This window comes from Chromatium okenii (assembly GCF_016583745.1).
GTDB classification, from domain to species: Bacteria; Pseudomonadota; Gammaproteobacteria; order Chromatiales; family Chromatiaceae; genus Chromatium; species Chromatium okenii.
Genome location: NZ_NRRQ01000009.1, coordinates 33,987 through 50,740, shown reverse-complemented (window position 1 = coordinate 50,740; position 16,754 = coordinate 33,987). Strand labels below are relative to the sequence as shown.

The window sequence follows — 16,754 nt, the reverse complement described above, 5'->3', positions numbered from 1 at the left end:
CTTACTTAATTTAACAATCGTCATTACAACCGGCGGGTAAAGTTGTTATTTCAAGCGAGCGCAGCGTTATATTGCACCAATTTCTGCCAGCACGCGCAATGTTTCTTCTGCCGCTTCGGTGCTAATTTTATTGAGTGCATAGCCAACGTGAATGAGCACATAATCACCAACGGCGGCGTCATCAATTAACGCCAGCGACACTGTTTTACTAATACCACCAAGCGTCACCGTCGCTTGATCGGTAGCAGCATCAAGCTGGGTAATTTGAGCAGGAATGGCAAGACACATATTGGCACCGAATCCGTTAGCAGTGAAGTTTACGACATTGACGGTTACTATGATGAAAACGAAAATCCCCTTTTATAAAAAAGGGGATTTTGCAGGTTATACGTTAATAGACACTGCTGCTAATGCTTGCTGGGCAATTTCTAACTCTTCATTCGTGGGAATGACGAGCACTTGAACTGGACTTGCCGCTGTACTAATGCACCGCGCTCCATTCAATTCTCGCGCAGTATTTGCTGCATCATCCAAAATGATGCCAAGGTTTTCCAATCCCGCGCAGGTGCGGTGCCGAATACCAGTAGCGTTTTCACCAATGCCGCCGGTGAATACGAGCGCATCCACTTGTTCCAATTCCGCATAATACGCGCCAATATATTTTTTCAGGCGGTGCGTGGTCATGCCAATGGCTAATTCTGCTTGCGCATCACCAGCAGCAGCGCGGCTTTCAATTTCGCGCATATCATTCACACCACAAATGCCCAGCAGTCCACTCTGGCGATTGAGCATTTGATCGACGGCGGTGGCATCTAAACCGATGTTTTTCATTAAATAAATCACCACCGCTGGATCAAGATCACCACTGCGCGTCCCCATTACTAATCCTTCTAATGGCGTTAAACCCATTGACGTATCAATACACTGACCGCCTTGAATCGCGCAGGCACTCGCGCCATTACCGAGGTGCAAAGTAATCAGGTTGCATTGCGCCAGCGGTTTACCCAGCATGAGCGCAGCGCATTTCGCTACATAATGATGCGAGGTGCCATGAAATCCATAACGGCGAATCTGATGCTCGGTATAAAGAAATTCTGGAATTGCATAGCGATATGCAATAGGCAGCATGGTTTGATGAAAGGCAGTGTCGAATACGGCCACTGCGGGCACGGTGGGAAAGAGATGCTGGGCAACCCGAATACCAACTAAATGCCCCGGATTATGCAGCGGCGCTAAAGCCACCATCTGTTCAATGGCAGCAATCACGGCATCATCAATCACCACGGGGCGATTAAAATACGCTCCGCCATGCACCACGCGATGTCCAATTGCTGCCAATTCATTTACATCAGTTAATAGCTCATGCTCACGCAAATCGGCTATCAATAAATCAAGTCCCGCTTGATGCGTTGGAATGGATAATTGTGCGTGCCGCGATTGGGATGCGCCGCTTGCATCAGTCCAATTGAATTTGAGTTCGCTCTCGGTTTCACCAATCCGCGCCAGCATACCATGCGCTAAAACGTGCCAGTTATCGCTGAGAAAGAGTTGATATTTAATAGAAGAACTGCCTGTATTTAATACCAATACTTTCATTACAACGTCTCCTGCTTGATCGCGCTGGCAACTGCCAACTGACAACTCACTATTTCCGCTTCATTCTGCGCTTGAATTGCCGTAATCGCTACTGTATTCACGATGTCGGTGACGGTGCAGCCGCGACTTAAATCATTGACGGGTTTATTTAACCCTTGCAATACTGGCCCAATAGCAACGGCGTTGGCACTGCGCTGTACGGCTTTATAGGTGTTATTGCCGGTATTTAAGTCGGGAAAAATCAATACGGTGGCATAACCAGCCACTTCGCTATCGGGCATTTTTGAGCGTCCAATCTCAATATCTACTGCGGCATCGTATTGAATCGGCCCTTCTAATTTCAGATCAGGGCGGCGCTCGCGGGCAATACGCACTGCCTCGCGGACTTTTTCAACATCTTCTCCTTTACCCGAATCGCCGCTCGAATACGAGAGCATGGCAATACGCGGCTCAATTCCAAATGCAATTGCAGTTGTGGCAGAACTAATTGCAATGTCGGCCAATTCGGCTGCATTCGGATTTGGATTGACGGCGCAATCGCCATATACGAGCACGCGATCCGGTAAACACATGAAAAATACACTCGATACCAATTGCACGTCTGGTTTGGTGCGTACGGTTTCAAATGCCGGGCGAATGGTGTGCTGAGTCGTGTGCGCAGCCCCAGACACCATGCCATCCGCGTCGCCGCAATACACCATCAACGTGCCGAAATAACTGACATCTTCGAGGGCATCGTGCGCCATTTGCAGCGAAATACCCTTATGTTGGCGCAATTCAAAGTAAGTTTGCGCGTACCGCTCGCGTTCCGGTGCCGTGACGGGGTCGAGGATGCGAATTCCGTCCAGTTTTAGCCCTAACTCCGCGATTCTCCGCCGAATTTTGTCGGGATTACCGAGCAAAGTGAGTTCGGCCACGCCGCGCAAGGTGAGGATTTCGGCGGCGCGTAAAATCCGCTCATCGCTGCCTTCGGGCAACACGATGCGCTGTTGCCGCGCTTTGGCGCGTCGAATCAACTCGTATTCAAACATCAATGGCGTGACGCGCTCCGAATGGCGCACCGCAATGCGTTGGCGCAATTCTTCCACGCGGATTTGGCTTTCAAATAAACCGAGCGCCGCCGCAATTTTGCGATCATCGCCGGGCAAAATCGTCGCCTCCACCTGATGCACATCCATCACCGTCGTAAAGGTGTCGGTCGGCACCTGCAAAATCGCCACCTTGGTGCGCCGCAAGCCTTCAATCAGCCGCCGCACCGTGTCCGCCAGCGGCAGTCCGCCCGTCAACAACAGCCCGGCAACTCGCGGAAAAGATGACGACACATCCGCCGCCAAACTTGCCAAAATGATGTCAGCGCGGTCGCCGGGCGTGATAATCAAACAACCGTCCTCGATGTAGCGCAGAAAATCTGGAATCTCCATCGCCGCAATCCGATAACAACTCACCACCTGATGCAGCGCGTCGCCCTCGCCATACAAAATCGTCGCCCCCAGCGCCCGCTGAATTTCGCTGATAGTCGGACGCGATAACGCCGATTGTTGCGGCAGCACATAAACCGTTTCCGTCGCCGTTAACAAATCGCGTGCCAACGCTTTAATTGGCTCCACATGTTCAGCCGCCACGCCATTGACCACGCTGGCGAGAAAATCGCCGCCGCGCTCGCGCATCAATTCGTGCGCAATATGCAGCGCATCCACCGCTTCTTGCGGATCGCGCCCAAAACCTTTGACAACAATCACCAAACTACAACTAAAGTTAATGGCTAAATCGGCATTAAAATCAAATTCCAATGCCGGAATTAACCCATCATAATTGGTGCCCGCGCACACCACCAAATCACAGCGTTCTTCTAACGCCTTAAACTTATTCATAATCAGTTTAAGCAGTTCATCATAATGACCACTGCCGATCAATTGTCGCGCCGTTTCCACCGTGCAGCCATATAACATTTCAGCGGGAAATGGTAATTCATAGCGACTTTTAATAAGCGCGGTGAGATTATCCAGCTCGTTTTCTTTCGGCGCAAACGGACGGAAAAAACCGACCCGTTGATTCACCGCCGACAACAGCTCCATAAACCCCAACACCACCACTGATTTACCGCTGCCCGAACCGGCACCGGCGATATAAATACTTTGCATTGTCACACTCTCAATAAAGAAAAGATCGTCACGACTGAAAAGTCAGCAGTGACAAAATAAGCGCGGTTAATTCACCACCAATTCAATCCGGTAATTACGCATTCGCCCCGCTGGTTCCGCATTACTCGTAACCGGAGCCAGATGTGCCATACCGGTTGCCGCCAACCGTTTAGCGGCAATGTTAAACCGTTGAATTAACGCCTGCATCACTTGACTGGCACGTTGTTGTGAACGTTGCAAATTGGATTTTAATTCGCCAACATTATCCGTATGCCCCACAATATACAGCGTCAATTGTGGCTGTTGTTGCAACAATAACGCAATTTGCTCTAATTGCGCATCAGCAGCGGGGCGGATGGTTTGTTGTGCATCATCAAATTCAATTGCGTATAACACAGCGCGTCCAGTATCCGTTAATTGCTGCGCCAACTCCGTCGCATTTAATACAGCATTCGTGACGGTTGTATGATGAGATGGCGCAGTTGAGGACGATTCTGGCGGTGGCGCAGCAGCTTGCTGGGTAACGACCGCTTCAATAAAAATTGCAACCCGTTCTCCGGCAGCGGAATCCGCATAATTATCTTGCAATGCTGCAAAGAGAAATACATAAGATTCAGTGCCATCGTGTAAGCGTTGCACAACCTGAATGCGCGGATCGCGCACTGAACCTGCCGAATACACGGAACGCAAAATATAATTGCTGATAAACTGTTTACCATGCGTGGCGTTACTATAAAAATCGTCTACATTCTGCCCGCAGTATTTCGTACCCGCGCATTGAAAAAGCGATTGATACCCCAGCTCCGCTAACTGTTTTTGATAATAGCGCATGACTTCTAAAGAATTCACTTTCGGGGGCGCGAGATATAACAACCGCGTCACTTCACCATTAAGCGTCAATGCCTCTTCCCAATCGCTTTTTTTAGCGCGACTCTGCCATGCCGCAGTAGGAATTTTAGTCGTTGCCGCCGCGTGTTGTTCATAGCCAATCAATATCGTATTGGCGAAGCGCGGCAAATAGGGAAGTTCAACCGCATTCGGGACATCTTGGGTTAAATCAAATGCGGGCGCTGTCGTTATCCACAGCGCCAACGCGAATACTAAACCAATTTGATAACTGGATTTAATGTGCCAGCGCATCACTCACTTGCTCATGCTTTATCGGCGCTGCAATGGCATTCCACCCCCAGCGCAACCAATTCAATAGGCGCACTGCCAACCATAATGCCCACGCCAGCATCAATGCGCGATATACCCATAATGGCAGCGAATAAATCTCCACTTTCGGCAAGGCGTTATCTGTGCGATCTTGATACCAATTCAATACATGCGCAGTCGAATCATTACCCGCAATGTGCATATCGGGATAACCCAATAAACCCTGTTGAATTGCAATTAACAACGCAATTAACGCCGCTAGCGTCAATCCCGCCAATCCCGTGTGCAGCAGCCACAAACGCCAGCCCGCCGGTACGGTGTGCAATTGCCGCTGCCGCTGGTGTGCGCCGAGAGCAAATAACCAGCCAACAATCAACAGGTTCGCCCACACTTGCGCCACACTCAGCCCCACGCCGAGCAGCAGCCAATCGCGGGTGCGTAACGGCGTCAAGCGGCTGCGACCCAGCGCCAGCGCCATTCCCGTCACCACCAGCAATACGCCCCACACCAATACTGCCGGCCCCAGCAGCGGGCCAGTCGTCAATAAAATCCAGCGATCAGTCGGCATCTGCACCCGCACATTGAGATTCACCGCTGGCTGTCCCACATCCGGCAGCCTCGGCGTCAAGTGAAATCCCAGCGGCTGCGGATCGCGCCACGTCAGCGTCACCTGCTGGCTGCCGGGCACCAGCGGCAATTCAACTGCAATCGTCCCATCCGCTGCCGCAATTGGCACCGGCAGCACCCGTCCATCAAGCGCAATTCGCAGCGGCTCAACGCCCGCTGGCAACGGCAGTAGATGATTTCCACCGCGACTGCTGCGCAGCGCCAACGTCAGCGTCACCGTGCTCCCGCGCTGCCCCGGCGCGATCTGCGCCGCGACGCGATCAAATGTCAGCGTTGCGCCGGGCACTCCCAGCGGGCGCGTCAACTCCAGCGTCAACTGCTCACCAGCGCGGGGTCGCCACTGCGGAAGCCACTGCGCCAGCGGCTCGCGTTGATACACCGGCGCGAGTCCGTGCCAAGTCAAATGCCACAACGTGCTCAGATCAAGCGTCCACAATTCGCTCAAGCGCGGATCGGCGCTCGCCGTCAACGTCAATGCACTGACCGGATCAAGCCGCGCCGTCCACGTCAATTCGGTCACGCCCGGCGGCAGCGCCGCGAGCACTTGCCCGTCAACCACCGCCACTCCCGCCGTTTGCACCGCTTCACTGGGCAGCAGCGTGATCGGCAGCAGCACCGCAAATTCTGGCGCAGACAAGCGCAGCACTCGCGTTTCCACCTGCCATTCCACGCCAAATCGCAACCGCCGTTCGACGCGCAGCAACGGCGGCAATGCCTCCTGCGTCAGCGTCGCCAATGGCGCAGCATCTGCCGTCGCCAATCGAACGAGCTGCAACTGCGTCACCGTCGTTTCCGCCTCCAAACCGGCGACGCGCCAGCCGTCAACGTCCACCATCACCAGATGCGGCGCTAACGGCAGCGGCACATCAAGCTGCGCTGCCGCCGGAATTGCGCCCCGCAAAATCACTTGATGCTGACCGGCAGCGAGCGGCACAACCAATTGCCCCGCCGCATCCCGCTGCATCAGCTCCAGCGCCGCGCCATCCACTTCAACCTGCTGCGGCGACCACGCGCCACTGCCGCCCGGCACTGGCGCAGCGACTGCCGTTGCTGCGTCCAGCGTCAATTCCAGCGTTAAAACAGTCGCATCCGCTCGCACCGCCAACCGCGCCAATTCCACGCAGTGCGGCACACAATCTGGCGGAGCGAGGAGCCGCTCGCGCAATTCTTGCAACAGCTTTGGCGACGGCAATTCCTCTGCCAGCGTCGGCTCGGAATGCAGCCCGCCGGTCAGCGCCGCCATCAGCACCAGCGCCGTTTTCATTCCCGCTGCCGTCGGCTGCGGCAGTTGCCAACCGCTCAAGCGCCAGCCGAGTAGCCCCATCAACAGACTGCCGAGCAGCGCCACTCCCAATTGCAGCGGCGGCGTCAGCAGCCAGAGTTGCGCCGCTTCCGTCGCGCCGACCGGCCCGCTCCATGCCAGCGTCACCTGCTGCCAGTGCCAAGTCGGAACGCCGACGCCAGTTTGGATTTGCGCTTGCGGATCAATCACTTCCAACGGCTGCGGCGGTGCTGAAGCTGGGCTGGCGCTCTTGCGCCGCGCTGTCGATGACAGCATCTCGCGGGCGATTGGCGCTGCCGGTAGCGCGTCCACTGCGTCCTCAGTCAAACCGGAAACCTGCGGCGCGAACTGCACTTCGGCGTTGCCAAAACCGTCACCGGCTCGCGCCAACGCAGCGGGATGCGTGAGTTGCGGATAAATGCCGGTGCGCACCTGCGTGATAACAAACGACAAGCCAATCAACAGCAGCGCCAGCACGCTCCCGCGCCAATAACCCGTCACCACTTGCTGTACCCAGCGCCCGCCGAATGCTGCGGTCAGCACCGCCCGGCGTAACGCAGTCGCAGCGAGCAGATGCAGCCAGACTTGCTGCGGCGCGTCCGGCGCTTGCCACGTCAACACCAGCGCGAGCAAAGCCACTGCGCCCCAGCTCGCGCCCCACAGTCGCGCTGCGCCGATGACGACGATCAGCAGTAAAAACAAATCCAGCAACGTCCAGCGCGTCAGCCATGTATTCGGCACGTTATCGACGCCAGAAATCGCCAACACGTCCCAGCCCGGCGGCAGATGCAGCGTGGTCTGGGCAGAATCAAACCGCAGCGCCCAGCCCGATGCCGGTAACTGATTGATTGGCAGCTCTAAACGCCCATCGGCGCTGACGTTCACCAGCCCGCGTCGCACCTCCACGCCAGCCGCTGCGCCGTCGCCGAGCCGGTTAATCGGCACTGCTTGCCCGGCGATTTGCACCTGACCGAGCTGCAACCGCGCATCCGCTTCCAGCCGCCAAGTGCGCGTCAATTGCCCGCTGATCCGATCCTGCACGCTGTAGCCGCTGCCGGTGAAATCCAGCCACAGCTCGCGGTTGAGTTGCAGCCGGTCGGGATCGGGCGTCGGATCACCGCGCCGTTGCTCATCCAGCCGCAGCGTGTCACCAGCGCCGAGGCGATACACCGGCAACGCTGACCACTCCGCCGGGAGTTGCGTTTGCTGCGGATCAAGTGCTGGCGCTCCGCTGACCGTGACCTGCCGCAAATCTGGTCGCGCCGCAAATGCCCAAATCTCCACCGCCGGCCAGGGCGCGGGGCGCGGCGTCAAAGTCAGTGGGACGTTGAGATCGGGATGCGCGGTGGCAACCTCCAGCGTCCACTGCCCCGGTCGCACCTGCACCCGCAACATGCCATCTGGCTCCAAGCGTGCTGGCAGCGGACTGTTCAGATCAAACGGCACGCCGTCGCCAATCGGCACTGGGCCGAGTTGGATTTCTCGCGCCCGTCCGCCAACGGTGAGTTCCAACCGCGTCCGCATTTGCAGCGGTAGCTCGTCCTCAATTCGCCGCAGCACCGTCACGCGCAGCCAATCGCCCGCTGCATCGGCTGGCGCGGCGGTCGGATCGCGCAGCCACAGCCGTCCATCCGGCTCCAAACGCGGCTGCGGTTGCAGTTGCCCGTTGCGGCGCAGCGTGAATAAGCCAGTCGCGGCTGGCACCGGCAACGCATCCGGCAGCGTCGCCGTCGCCCACTGAAATTGCCCAGTTAAACGATGTTCACCGGCATCAAGCCGCACTGCCGGATGCCCGGCATGTGGCAGCACCGGCAGCGGCTGGTCGCCGTCGCGGACGGTTTGCGGCCAGAGCGCGGCATCGCCCGGCAGCGCGATCCAAGTGGTCGCCAATACCGTCCACGTTTGCGCAAAATGCCCGCCGTTGCTGTCGAGATCGAGTTCTAAACGCCCCGCCCACGCGCAGCGCCGTTCGCCACTGCGCAGATCAAGCGGACAATGACGGCGATCTTGACCGTCGGTGGCGAGCACCCACGGGAGCCAAGGTTGCAATGGCGCGGGGAGCCACGCGGGAATGGGGAGAGTTTGAAGAAATGGCGCGGGTATTGAATTGGCGGCGGCTGGCGCGGGATGCGTCAGTGCCGCCAAATGAATCACGCTCAAGAATAAAGCGAGGTGCCAATTGTGATAAACACGGGATCGCATCTGCTGATACATTTTTGGCGCGGCATTGAATGGTGAAAAGGGGTGATCAATTAAATACGGAATTGACGCAGCCGCGCTTGCAATCCATTCGCCAATTGCGCCAATTGTTCACTTGAATTGGCAATTGTCCGCGAGCCTTGCGCAGTCATTTCCACTGATTGCGTGATGTTATTCACATTGCGATTGATTTCTTCTGCGACTGCGCTTTGTTCTTCCGCCGCGCTGGCAATTTGCGTATTCATATCATCAATCCGCACAATTGCCGTGGCAATTGAATTCAACGCCGCGCCAGCTTGTCCGGCTTGCGCCACCGTTTCAACTGAACGGGAACGACTTTGCTGCATCGCCGAAACCGCACTTTCTGCGCCAGCTTGCAGCCGTTCAATCATCGTTTGAATTTCTTTGGTGGATTCTTGGGTGCGACTCGCCAAGGTGCGCACTTCATCGGCGACCACCGCAAACCCGCGTCCCTGTTCACCAGCGCGGGCGGCTTCAATTGCCGCATTGAGCGCCAGCAAATTGGTCTGCTCGGCGATGCTGCGAATCACATCCAGCACCTTGCCGATGGTGTCGGAATCAGTTTCCAAACGCCGAATCACCTCGGCAGCCGCGTCGATGTCACGCGCCAGCGCCTCAATCGCTGCCACCGTGTTTTGCACGATCCGCTCACCTTTACCCGCTTCCTGATTGGCATCGCGGGCAGCATGAGCGGCACTGTTGGCATTCCGCGACACTTCCTGCACCGTCGCCGTCATTTCGTGCATCGCAGTCGCCACCTGCTCAGTCTCCGTGCGCTGACGCTCCACCTGCGCCTTGGCCTCTTCGCTGCCGTCCGACAGATGCGCGGCTGCCGTTGTGAGCTGGGTCACAGCGTCAGTGGTTTGGCGCACAAGCGTATGAATTTTATCAACAAAGCGATTAAACGCCGTCGCCAGATGCGTGATTTCATCATTGCCCTGCACCGGCAATTGGCGGGTCAAATCGCCCTCACCGCTGGCGATGTCTTCCAGCACGGCAACCACCTCACGCAGCGGATGCGCGATGCTGCGGCTCAACAGCCAAATCAACGCGATCATCAACACCAGCCCCACGCTGCTGATGAGCAACATCTGCTGCATCAACTGCGTCGTCACCGTCAACACGCTGCCCATCGGCACCGCCAGCGCAATTGACCACGCATCGCCGGTGTCGCCGAGCGGGATTGGCTCGCTGATAATCAGCGTTTCGTCTGGATACAAGCTGCTGTGGCGCAGCGCCATAAAGGGTTGCACGTCGGTCACTGCTGCAACGAAACGCGGCAAATCCTCGCCCAACACATCGCCTTCCGTCTCGCGCATGTTGCGCCCCAGCCGCGCCGGATCAGGATGAGCAATCACGGTGCCGCCATGACTAAAAAACGCAAAGGTGCCGTTAAAAAGTTGAATTTTTTTAGTCTTTTCTTGAATTTCAGCAATCAGCAAATCCACGCCCACCACGCCCACAAAGCGCCCGTTTTCCAGCAGCGGCACCACAATTGAGGTGATCAGCTTGGTGACGCCGCCCACCGGATACAGATACGGCTCCAAAATCACTGGCTTGCGGGTTTGTTTCACCAGCAGGTAATAATCGCCCGCGCCCGGCGTGTCGTAATCCACCAGCGGTTCCAGCGCGATCTTGTCGCCGTTGCGATACCAATACGGCACATAACGCCCGCTCGCATCGTGCCCCGCCGTGCCCACAAATTGCGCATCGCGCCCATCAAAAGCATTCGGTTCCCAGCCCGTCCACGCCGCCAGCAAATGCGGATGATCGGCGAGATAACGCGCCAGCACTTGGTCGAAAGACTCGCGGCGCGTGGCGTCGGGAAATTGCGTTCGCGTTGCCGCCACGCTCGCCAGCGCCTTCACGCTGGCCAAATCTTGGGTCAAATAACTGACGATCCGCTCGCCTTCGATGTGCGCAAGCTGGCGCGTCGATTCGAGCGCATTGGCGGTCGCAGTCTCCTGTACCAGCATCCGCACGAGCAGCGCGGTGCCGAGCAGCATGACCACCGTCAGCGGCACCAAGGTAAACAACAATTTGCGCACCATCGGCAAGCGGTTCAGCATCGTCTTTCCTACCTGTCATCGTGATTGAAGCGATTGATCTCAATACAGTTTTAGCGCCCGGCAATGATCGCGCTAGGCGCTGCGTCCTTCCAACACCACGACGCTGCGGGCGCGTACCAGCAGCGGCGCAAAATCCACCGTGATCTGATCGCCCGGGGCGCTGACATCCAACGGCGCGGCGCGACTGGTATCCAGCGCCAACTGCCAGCGATCCAGCCGCCAGCGCAGTTGCGGCAGACGCGGCAGCTCAAAATGACACGCGGCATCACCCATGTTGAGCATGATGTGCAGCGGTGCCTCACTTTGATGTGCCGGAGCCAAGGTCAGCGCCAGCGTCGCTGCCAGCGGGTCATCCCACGCCGGCGCATTGAGCGTGGTGCCGTGCCACACCACATCCGGCACATCTGATCCTGCCTGCGGCTGGCCGGACAGAAAATGCCGCCGCCGTAAACTCGGATGACGTTTGCGCAGCGCAATCAGCCCGCGCACAAAGCGCAGCATCTCGGCGTTGCGCTCCACCAGCGTCCAATCAAACCAGCCAAGCGCGTTGTCTTGGCACCAAGTGTTGTTATTGCCGTGCTGGGTGCGCAACACCTCATCTCCCGCCAGCATCATCGGAATGCCTTGGCTCAAAAACAGCAGCGCCAGCAAATTTTTGGCCTGCCGCTGCCGCAGCGCCAGCACTTGCAGATCGTTGGTGTCGCCTTCGATGCCGCAGTTCCAACTCAGGTTGTCATCGCTGCCGTCGCGGTCTTTTTCACAATTGGCGTGATTGTGCTTGCGGTTGTAGGACACCAAATCCCACAGCGTAAAACCGTCGTGACAGGTGACAAAATTGATCGAATTGATCGGCTGGCGCAGGTTGGCTTGATACAGATCGCTGCTGCCAGACAGCCGCGTCGCCACTTCTGCCACCAGCCCCGGATCGCCGCGCACGAAACGGCGAATGGTGTCGCGGTAACGCCCGTTCCATTCCATCCAGCGATAGCCCGGAAAGCTACCGACCTGATACAGCCCGGCGGCATCCCACGCTTCAGCGATGATTTTGGCGGCCGCCAGCGTGTCTGAGAGTTCAATTTCCCACAGCACCGGCGGATTGGCCATCGGGCGACCGTCCGCATCTCGCGCCATCGCGCTGGCGAGATCAAAGCGGAAACCGTCAACGTGCATCTCGCGCACCCAGTATTCCAGCGCGTCGACGATGAAATGGGCGACGATGGGATGATTGGCGTTGACGGTGTTGCCGCAGCCGGTGAAGTCGAGATATTTCGCTTTATCCAGCGTGTCGAGGCAATAAAAGGTCTCGTTGCCGATGCCTTTGAAAGTCAAGGTCGGGCCGGTGCTGCCGCCTTCGCTGGTGTGGTTGAACACGACGTCGAGAATGACGCCGATTTTAGCGCGGTGCAGCGCCTTGACCATTTCGCGGAATTCGTTGAGATGGGTGCCGCGTTCGGGAGTGACGCAGTAGCCGGGATGCGGCGAGAAGAAGCCGAAGCTGCTGTAGCCCCAATAATTTTTCAGCCCCGCGTCCCAGACCGCTTCGGGCACGTCCTGCTCGTCAAACGCCATAATCGGCATCAATTCAACGTGTGTGATCCCAAGTGCTTGTAGATACGGGATTTTTTCAATCAAGCCGAGAAAGGTGCCCGGATGGGTGACGCCGGAACTGGGATGGCTGGTGAAGCCGCCGACGTGCAGCTCATAAATCACCGTTTGTTCTGACGGCAGCCGCAGTGGGACATCGCCTTCCCAGTTGTATTCTTCGGCGATCACCAGAGCACGGGGCGAATCGTGGGGCTGAATGCCGGTGCGCGAACGCCGGAAGCGTTGCCAGTCGCAGGTGTTAATTGCCCGCGCCCAAGGATCAACCAATTCGATCTCAGGATTAAAGCGCCAGCCGTGCGCCTGTGGCTGATTGGGGCCGTCCATGCGCCAGGTGTAATGGGTGCCCGGCGGCAAATCGACCACTAGCAGATGCCATGAAAAAAAGGTGTGATTGACTTGCGGATCAAGCCGAACGATTTGAAATGGTTCGGCGCTGCTGGCGCTGGCATAGAGCAATAATTCAGCGCCGGTGGCGTGGCGACTGAAAATGGAAAAATTAACACCGTCGTCTTCAACGGTGGCACCCGGCGGATAACGGCGTCCGGGCAGCGTGGCATAAGGGGTCTGGAGAGCGGACATCATGGCAGGAGGCGCGTCAAGCGAGAAAAATTAAAGCGTCGGTTGCCACAGCGAGAGTGATTGCATGGGCGAAACACCACCCATCATCTGCAAAATCTGCGAACTGGGGCCGAAACAGGATGATGATGTCATCATAACACGCAAGGTTATTCGTCATCTGCGTTGCTCAAAACTCCGAATTGAGCGGTGTAAAATAGCGTTGATGCGTACAGTTCGATGCGAAGTTAATTGATACAAAACAAATTGTTGACTTCTATTCGTTGCGCTTTTTCATTGTGGAAAACTCGTGGAATCGTGTATGGAAACTAGCGAATTTGATAATCGCCGCCAGCATCAACGCTCACTGATGGAAGGCTGTGAAGTGCAACTGAAACCGATGGATGCTGCGCTCGGCGAAGCGGTGAAATGCAGTTATGACAGCGCGTCGCGGGATATTAGCGATGGCGGAATGCGCATCTGGTCGGATCGTTGTTATCCGCTGCACACGCGCTTGCTGGTGTCATTTGAATGCAATGTGCAGGAATGGCCGAGCGTGACCACGCGGGTCGGGGTGGTGATGTGGGTCAGCCCTTTGGAGGAGGAAGGACGCTGTTTGCTGGGGATCAAGTTTGGTGATGACGATCCGCCAGAATCTGCGGCTGGCGATTGAAGAAAGTTGTCAGTTGACGGTTGTCAGTAAAAAGCACCGTTGTGACTGACAACTGCCAACTGACAACTCAGTCAAGCGGCACAGTAGCGGCAATCCGCGCCTGCACTTCCAGCGCGACCTCCAACGCTTTCAAGCCCGTGCGCCCATCCACCAGCGGCTGCTGCTGCGTTTGTACGCAGCGCACAAATTCGGCAAGTTCCAAATCCAGCGGTTTGATGGGTTCAATCTGGAGCCGCTGGCGCTGAATATCGGGACGCGGCGCTCCCGCCACCATCTGCGGTGCAGCAATATCAAGCGTTTGCGCGACGAAATCCAGCGACAGATACCGCTGCGGCTGAAACACGCGAATCCGCCGCGTGGTGTGATCCGAGACGCGACTGGCGACAACGTTGGCGACGGTGCCATTCGCAAATTCCAGCCGCGCATTGGCGATGTCTACATGCGATGTCAACACCGCAGCGCCAACCGCAGCGATGCTGCTGATCTCGGCAGGCACCAGCGACAAAATGATGTCGAGATCGTGAATCATCAGATCGGACACGACATCGACATCCGTCGCCCGTTCGACAAAACTGCCCATGCGTTGGGCTTCGATATACAGCGGAGAATCAATCTGTTGCGCCAGCGCCAGCACTCCGGCGTTGAAGCGTTCGACGTGACCAATTTGCAACAGTGCGCCGTGCGCTGCCGCCAGCCGCACGAGTTCTGCGCCCTCCGCAGCAGTGGACGCAATCGGTTTTTCGAGCAAGACGTGAATGCCCCGGGTCAGCGCCGGAGCCGCCACGGCGAGATGCGCAGTGGTTGGCACCACCACGCTCACCGCCGCGACCTCTGCCATGAGATCAGCAGCGTGTTCATACACTGCACAACCGGCTTCACGCGCTACGGCGTGGGCGCGGGCGAGATCGGTATCGACCACGCCCACCAGTTCGACTGCCGCCAGCCGTGAATAAATCAAGGCATGGAAGCGGCCGAGATAGCCGACGCCGATGACGCCCACCCGCAGGCGTGAGGCACGAGAGATTGACATCACTTTCTGCGACCGTCTCAACCGCCTACCGCTGCCGGGGCAGGTACCGGCGTTTGGATGGCGATGGGATAGTCACTGGCACCGGAATAGAGCATGACCTGATATGTCAGGGTCACGCACATCCCAATTGAGACAAACAGGAGTAGCACCATAAACGGGTCTGGCTTTCGCCGTTGTGGTTTGGAAGGAATAAGCATGGTGATGGTCGCTTCGAGTAAACTGTTAAAAAGATGATACAACGCGATCAAATAATTAGAAAGATGTGAATTTCACCACCCAAAAATAGACCTTTGATCCGCATTGGAGCCGTTAAATGCCTGCGCTTTCAATCAAAATTCTAACGCAAAGTCAATACCAATTTGCGTCATTTTTACCAATAGGAAAGCGCCGCATTTTGGCGCTGTCTATTGCTGTTCAAACTGACCTCAGCCGCGCCGATTAACCCGTTATGTCTCTTTATGCCATCGGTGACATTCAAGGTTGCGCCCGCGAGCTGTGGGCGCTGCTCGACCAACTTGCCTTTGATCCGCAGCATGACCGGCTGTGGTTCGTCGGCGATCTCATCAATCGCGGGCCAGACTCGCTGGCGGTGCTGCGCTTTGTCCGCGAGCTGGGCGCTGCTGCTGTCGTGGTCTTGGGCAATCACGATTTGCACTTGCTCGCACTCGCCGCCGGCAACTTGAAATATGCCCATAAAAGCAACCTTGATGCCGTGCTCACTGCCCCAGATCGAGAAGAGCTGCTGCATTGGCTGCGCCAGCGCCCGCTGCTTCACCATGACGCCGAACGTGAGTTGACGCTGATTCATGCCGGGCTGCCGCCGCAGTGGACGCTGGCAGACGCCCGCGCCGCCGCTGCCGAGGTGGAGGCGGCGCTGCGCGGGGAGAATTATCAAACATTCTTGCTGGCGCTGTACGGCAATCAACCAGAACGGTGGTCGCCGGAATTGCGGGGGCTGGAACGGCTGCGGTTTATTGTCAATTGTTTGACGCGGTTGCGGTTTTGCAGTGCTGACGGACGGCTGGCGCTGAAAGAAAAGGGCGAGATCGGCAGCCAAACACCCGGTCTGGTGCCTTGGTTTCAGGTGCCACAGCGCCGCACCCGCGCTGACCGCATCATTTTTGGGCACTGGTCAACGCTGGGTTATTACGCGGGCGAGAACGTGTGGGCGATTGACAGCGGTTGTTTGTGGGGCGGGGCGTTGACGGCGCTGCGGGTGGAGCCGCTGCCATTGCTGCCAATACAGCGGCAGTGTGCGGGTTATGTCGTGCCGGGCGAGGACTGAACAATGCTGGCAGCAGCGCCGCGTCGCCACTCCAGAAAGGTCATCGCAAAGGCGTTGCGCTCATCGGCGGGCTGTTCACTCTGGCTGACTAACTGCCACTGCGTCGCATCCCACGCAGGAAACCACGCATCGCCGTCAAGGTGCCCGTGAATCTGGGTCAAACAGAGGCGCGTTGCCAGCGGCAAGGTTTCCGCGTACAGCGTCGCGCCGCCAATCACCATCAATTCTGCCACCGCGCCTGCGGCCGTCACCGCTGCGGCCAGCGAATCCACCACCTCCGCTCCTGCCGCGTAAAAATGCGGATCACGCGATAACACCAGATGGCGGCGACGCGGGAGCACGCCGGGCAGCGATTCCCACGTCCGTCGCCCCATCACGATGGTGTGATCGAGCGTTAACCGTTTGAAATGCGCCAAATCTGCCGGTAAATGCCAAGGCAGCGCGTTATTGCGCCCAATCACGTTATCCGCCGCGACCGCCGCAATCAGCGTGAATGATGGACTGGAGCGCACC

The 16,754-nt window shown here is 57.3% G+C and carries 11 protein-coding genes; 2 read left to right on the top strand and 9 right to left on the bottom strand.

What is annotated here, in order from left to right:
* Positions 1-66 precede the first annotated feature (66 nt).
* The 7 genes from CKO12_RS04900 to glgX all read right to left on the bottom strand — a co-directional run bounded on the left by CKO12_RS04900 (position 67) and on the right by glgX (position 13,277).
* Positions 67-288, bottom strand: coding sequence for a HypC/HybG/HupF family hydrogenase formation chaperone (locus CKO12_RS04900; RefSeq protein WP_200153617.1), 222 nt, complete (start codon positions 286-288; stop codon positions 67-69).
* A 96-nt stretch (positions 289-384) separates the two neighbouring features.
* Positions 385-1,596 carry an acetate/propionate family kinase gene (locus CKO12_RS04895; protein WP_200153616.1) on the bottom strand — a complete coding sequence of 404 codons (1,212 nt, stop codon included), beginning with the start codon at positions 1,594-1,596 and terminating at the stop codon, positions 385-387.
* The gene (gene pta / locus CKO12_RS04890) at positions 1,596-3,737 is read right to left on the bottom strand and encodes a phosphate acetyltransferase (protein WP_200153615.1); all 2,142 of its coding nucleotides are present in this window, start codon (positions 3,735-3,737) and stop codon (positions 1,596-1,598) included. The genes CKO12_RS04895 and pta overlap by 1 nt, the downstream gene beginning before the upstream one ends.
* Positions 3,738-3,803: 66 nt before the next feature.
* A complete protein-coding gene (locus CKO12_RS04885) occupies positions 3,804-4,877 on the bottom strand; it encodes a DUF4892 domain-containing protein (RefSeq protein ID WP_200153614.1) in 1,074 nt (357 codons plus the stop codon).
* Positions 4,861-9,006 carry a hypothetical protein gene (locus CKO12_RS04880; RefSeq protein WP_207146264.1) on the bottom strand — a complete coding sequence of 1,382 codons (4,146 nt, stop codon included), beginning with the start codon at positions 9,004-9,006 and terminating at the stop codon, positions 4,861-4,863. Before CKO12_RS04880 ends, CKO12_RS04885 begins: the two co-directional genes overlap by 17 nt.
* A 50-nt stretch (positions 9,007-9,056) precedes the next feature.
* Positions 9,057-11,093: a methyl-accepting chemotaxis protein gene (locus CKO12_RS04875; RefSeq protein ID WP_200153612.1), complete on the bottom strand. Its 2,037-nt coding sequence runs from the start codon at positions 11,091-11,093 to the stop codon at positions 9,057-9,059.
* Between the two features lie 72 nt (positions 11,094-11,165).
* Positions 11,166-13,277 (bottom strand): glycogen debranching protein GlgX, encoded by a 2,112-nt coding sequence (gene glgX / locus CKO12_RS04870; protein WP_200153611.1) that lies wholly within the window; start codon positions 13,275-13,277, stop codon positions 11,166-11,168.
* A gap of 298 nt (positions 13,278-13,575) precedes the next feature.
* On the opposite strand from glgX, the gene CKO12_RS04865 reads away from it, so the two are divergent.
* On the top strand, positions 13,576-13,926 hold the full coding sequence (locus CKO12_RS04865) for a PilZ domain-containing protein (protein WP_200153610.1): 351 nt from the start codon (positions 13,576-13,578) through the stop codon (positions 13,924-13,926).
* 67 nt (positions 13,927-13,993) lie between these two features.
* On the opposite strand, the gene CKO12_RS04860 is transcribed toward CKO12_RS04865, so the two are convergent.
* Positions 13,994-14,956, bottom strand: a complete 963-nt coding sequence (locus CKO12_RS04860) for a Gfo/Idh/MocA family protein (protein ID WP_200153609.1) — start codon at positions 14,954-14,956, stop codon at positions 13,994-13,996.
* A gap of 448 nt (positions 14,957-15,404) precedes the next feature.
* Here CKO12_RS04860 and CKO12_RS04855 point away from each other — a divergent pair, with 448 nt between their 5' ends.
* A complete protein-coding gene (locus tag CKO12_RS04855) occupies positions 15,405-16,241 on the top strand; it encodes a symmetrical bis(5'-nucleosyl)-tetraphosphatase (protein ID WP_200153608.1) in 837 nt (278 codons plus the stop codon).
* Here CKO12_RS04855 and CKO12_RS04850 read toward each other — a convergent pair.
* Positions 16,217-16,753, bottom strand: coding sequence for a dihydrofolate reductase (locus tag CKO12_RS04850; RefSeq protein WP_200153607.1), 537 nt, complete (start codon positions 16,751-16,753; stop codon positions 16,217-16,219). The genes CKO12_RS04855 and CKO12_RS04850 overlap by 25 nt on opposite strands.
* Position 16,754 lies beyond the last annotated feature (1 nt).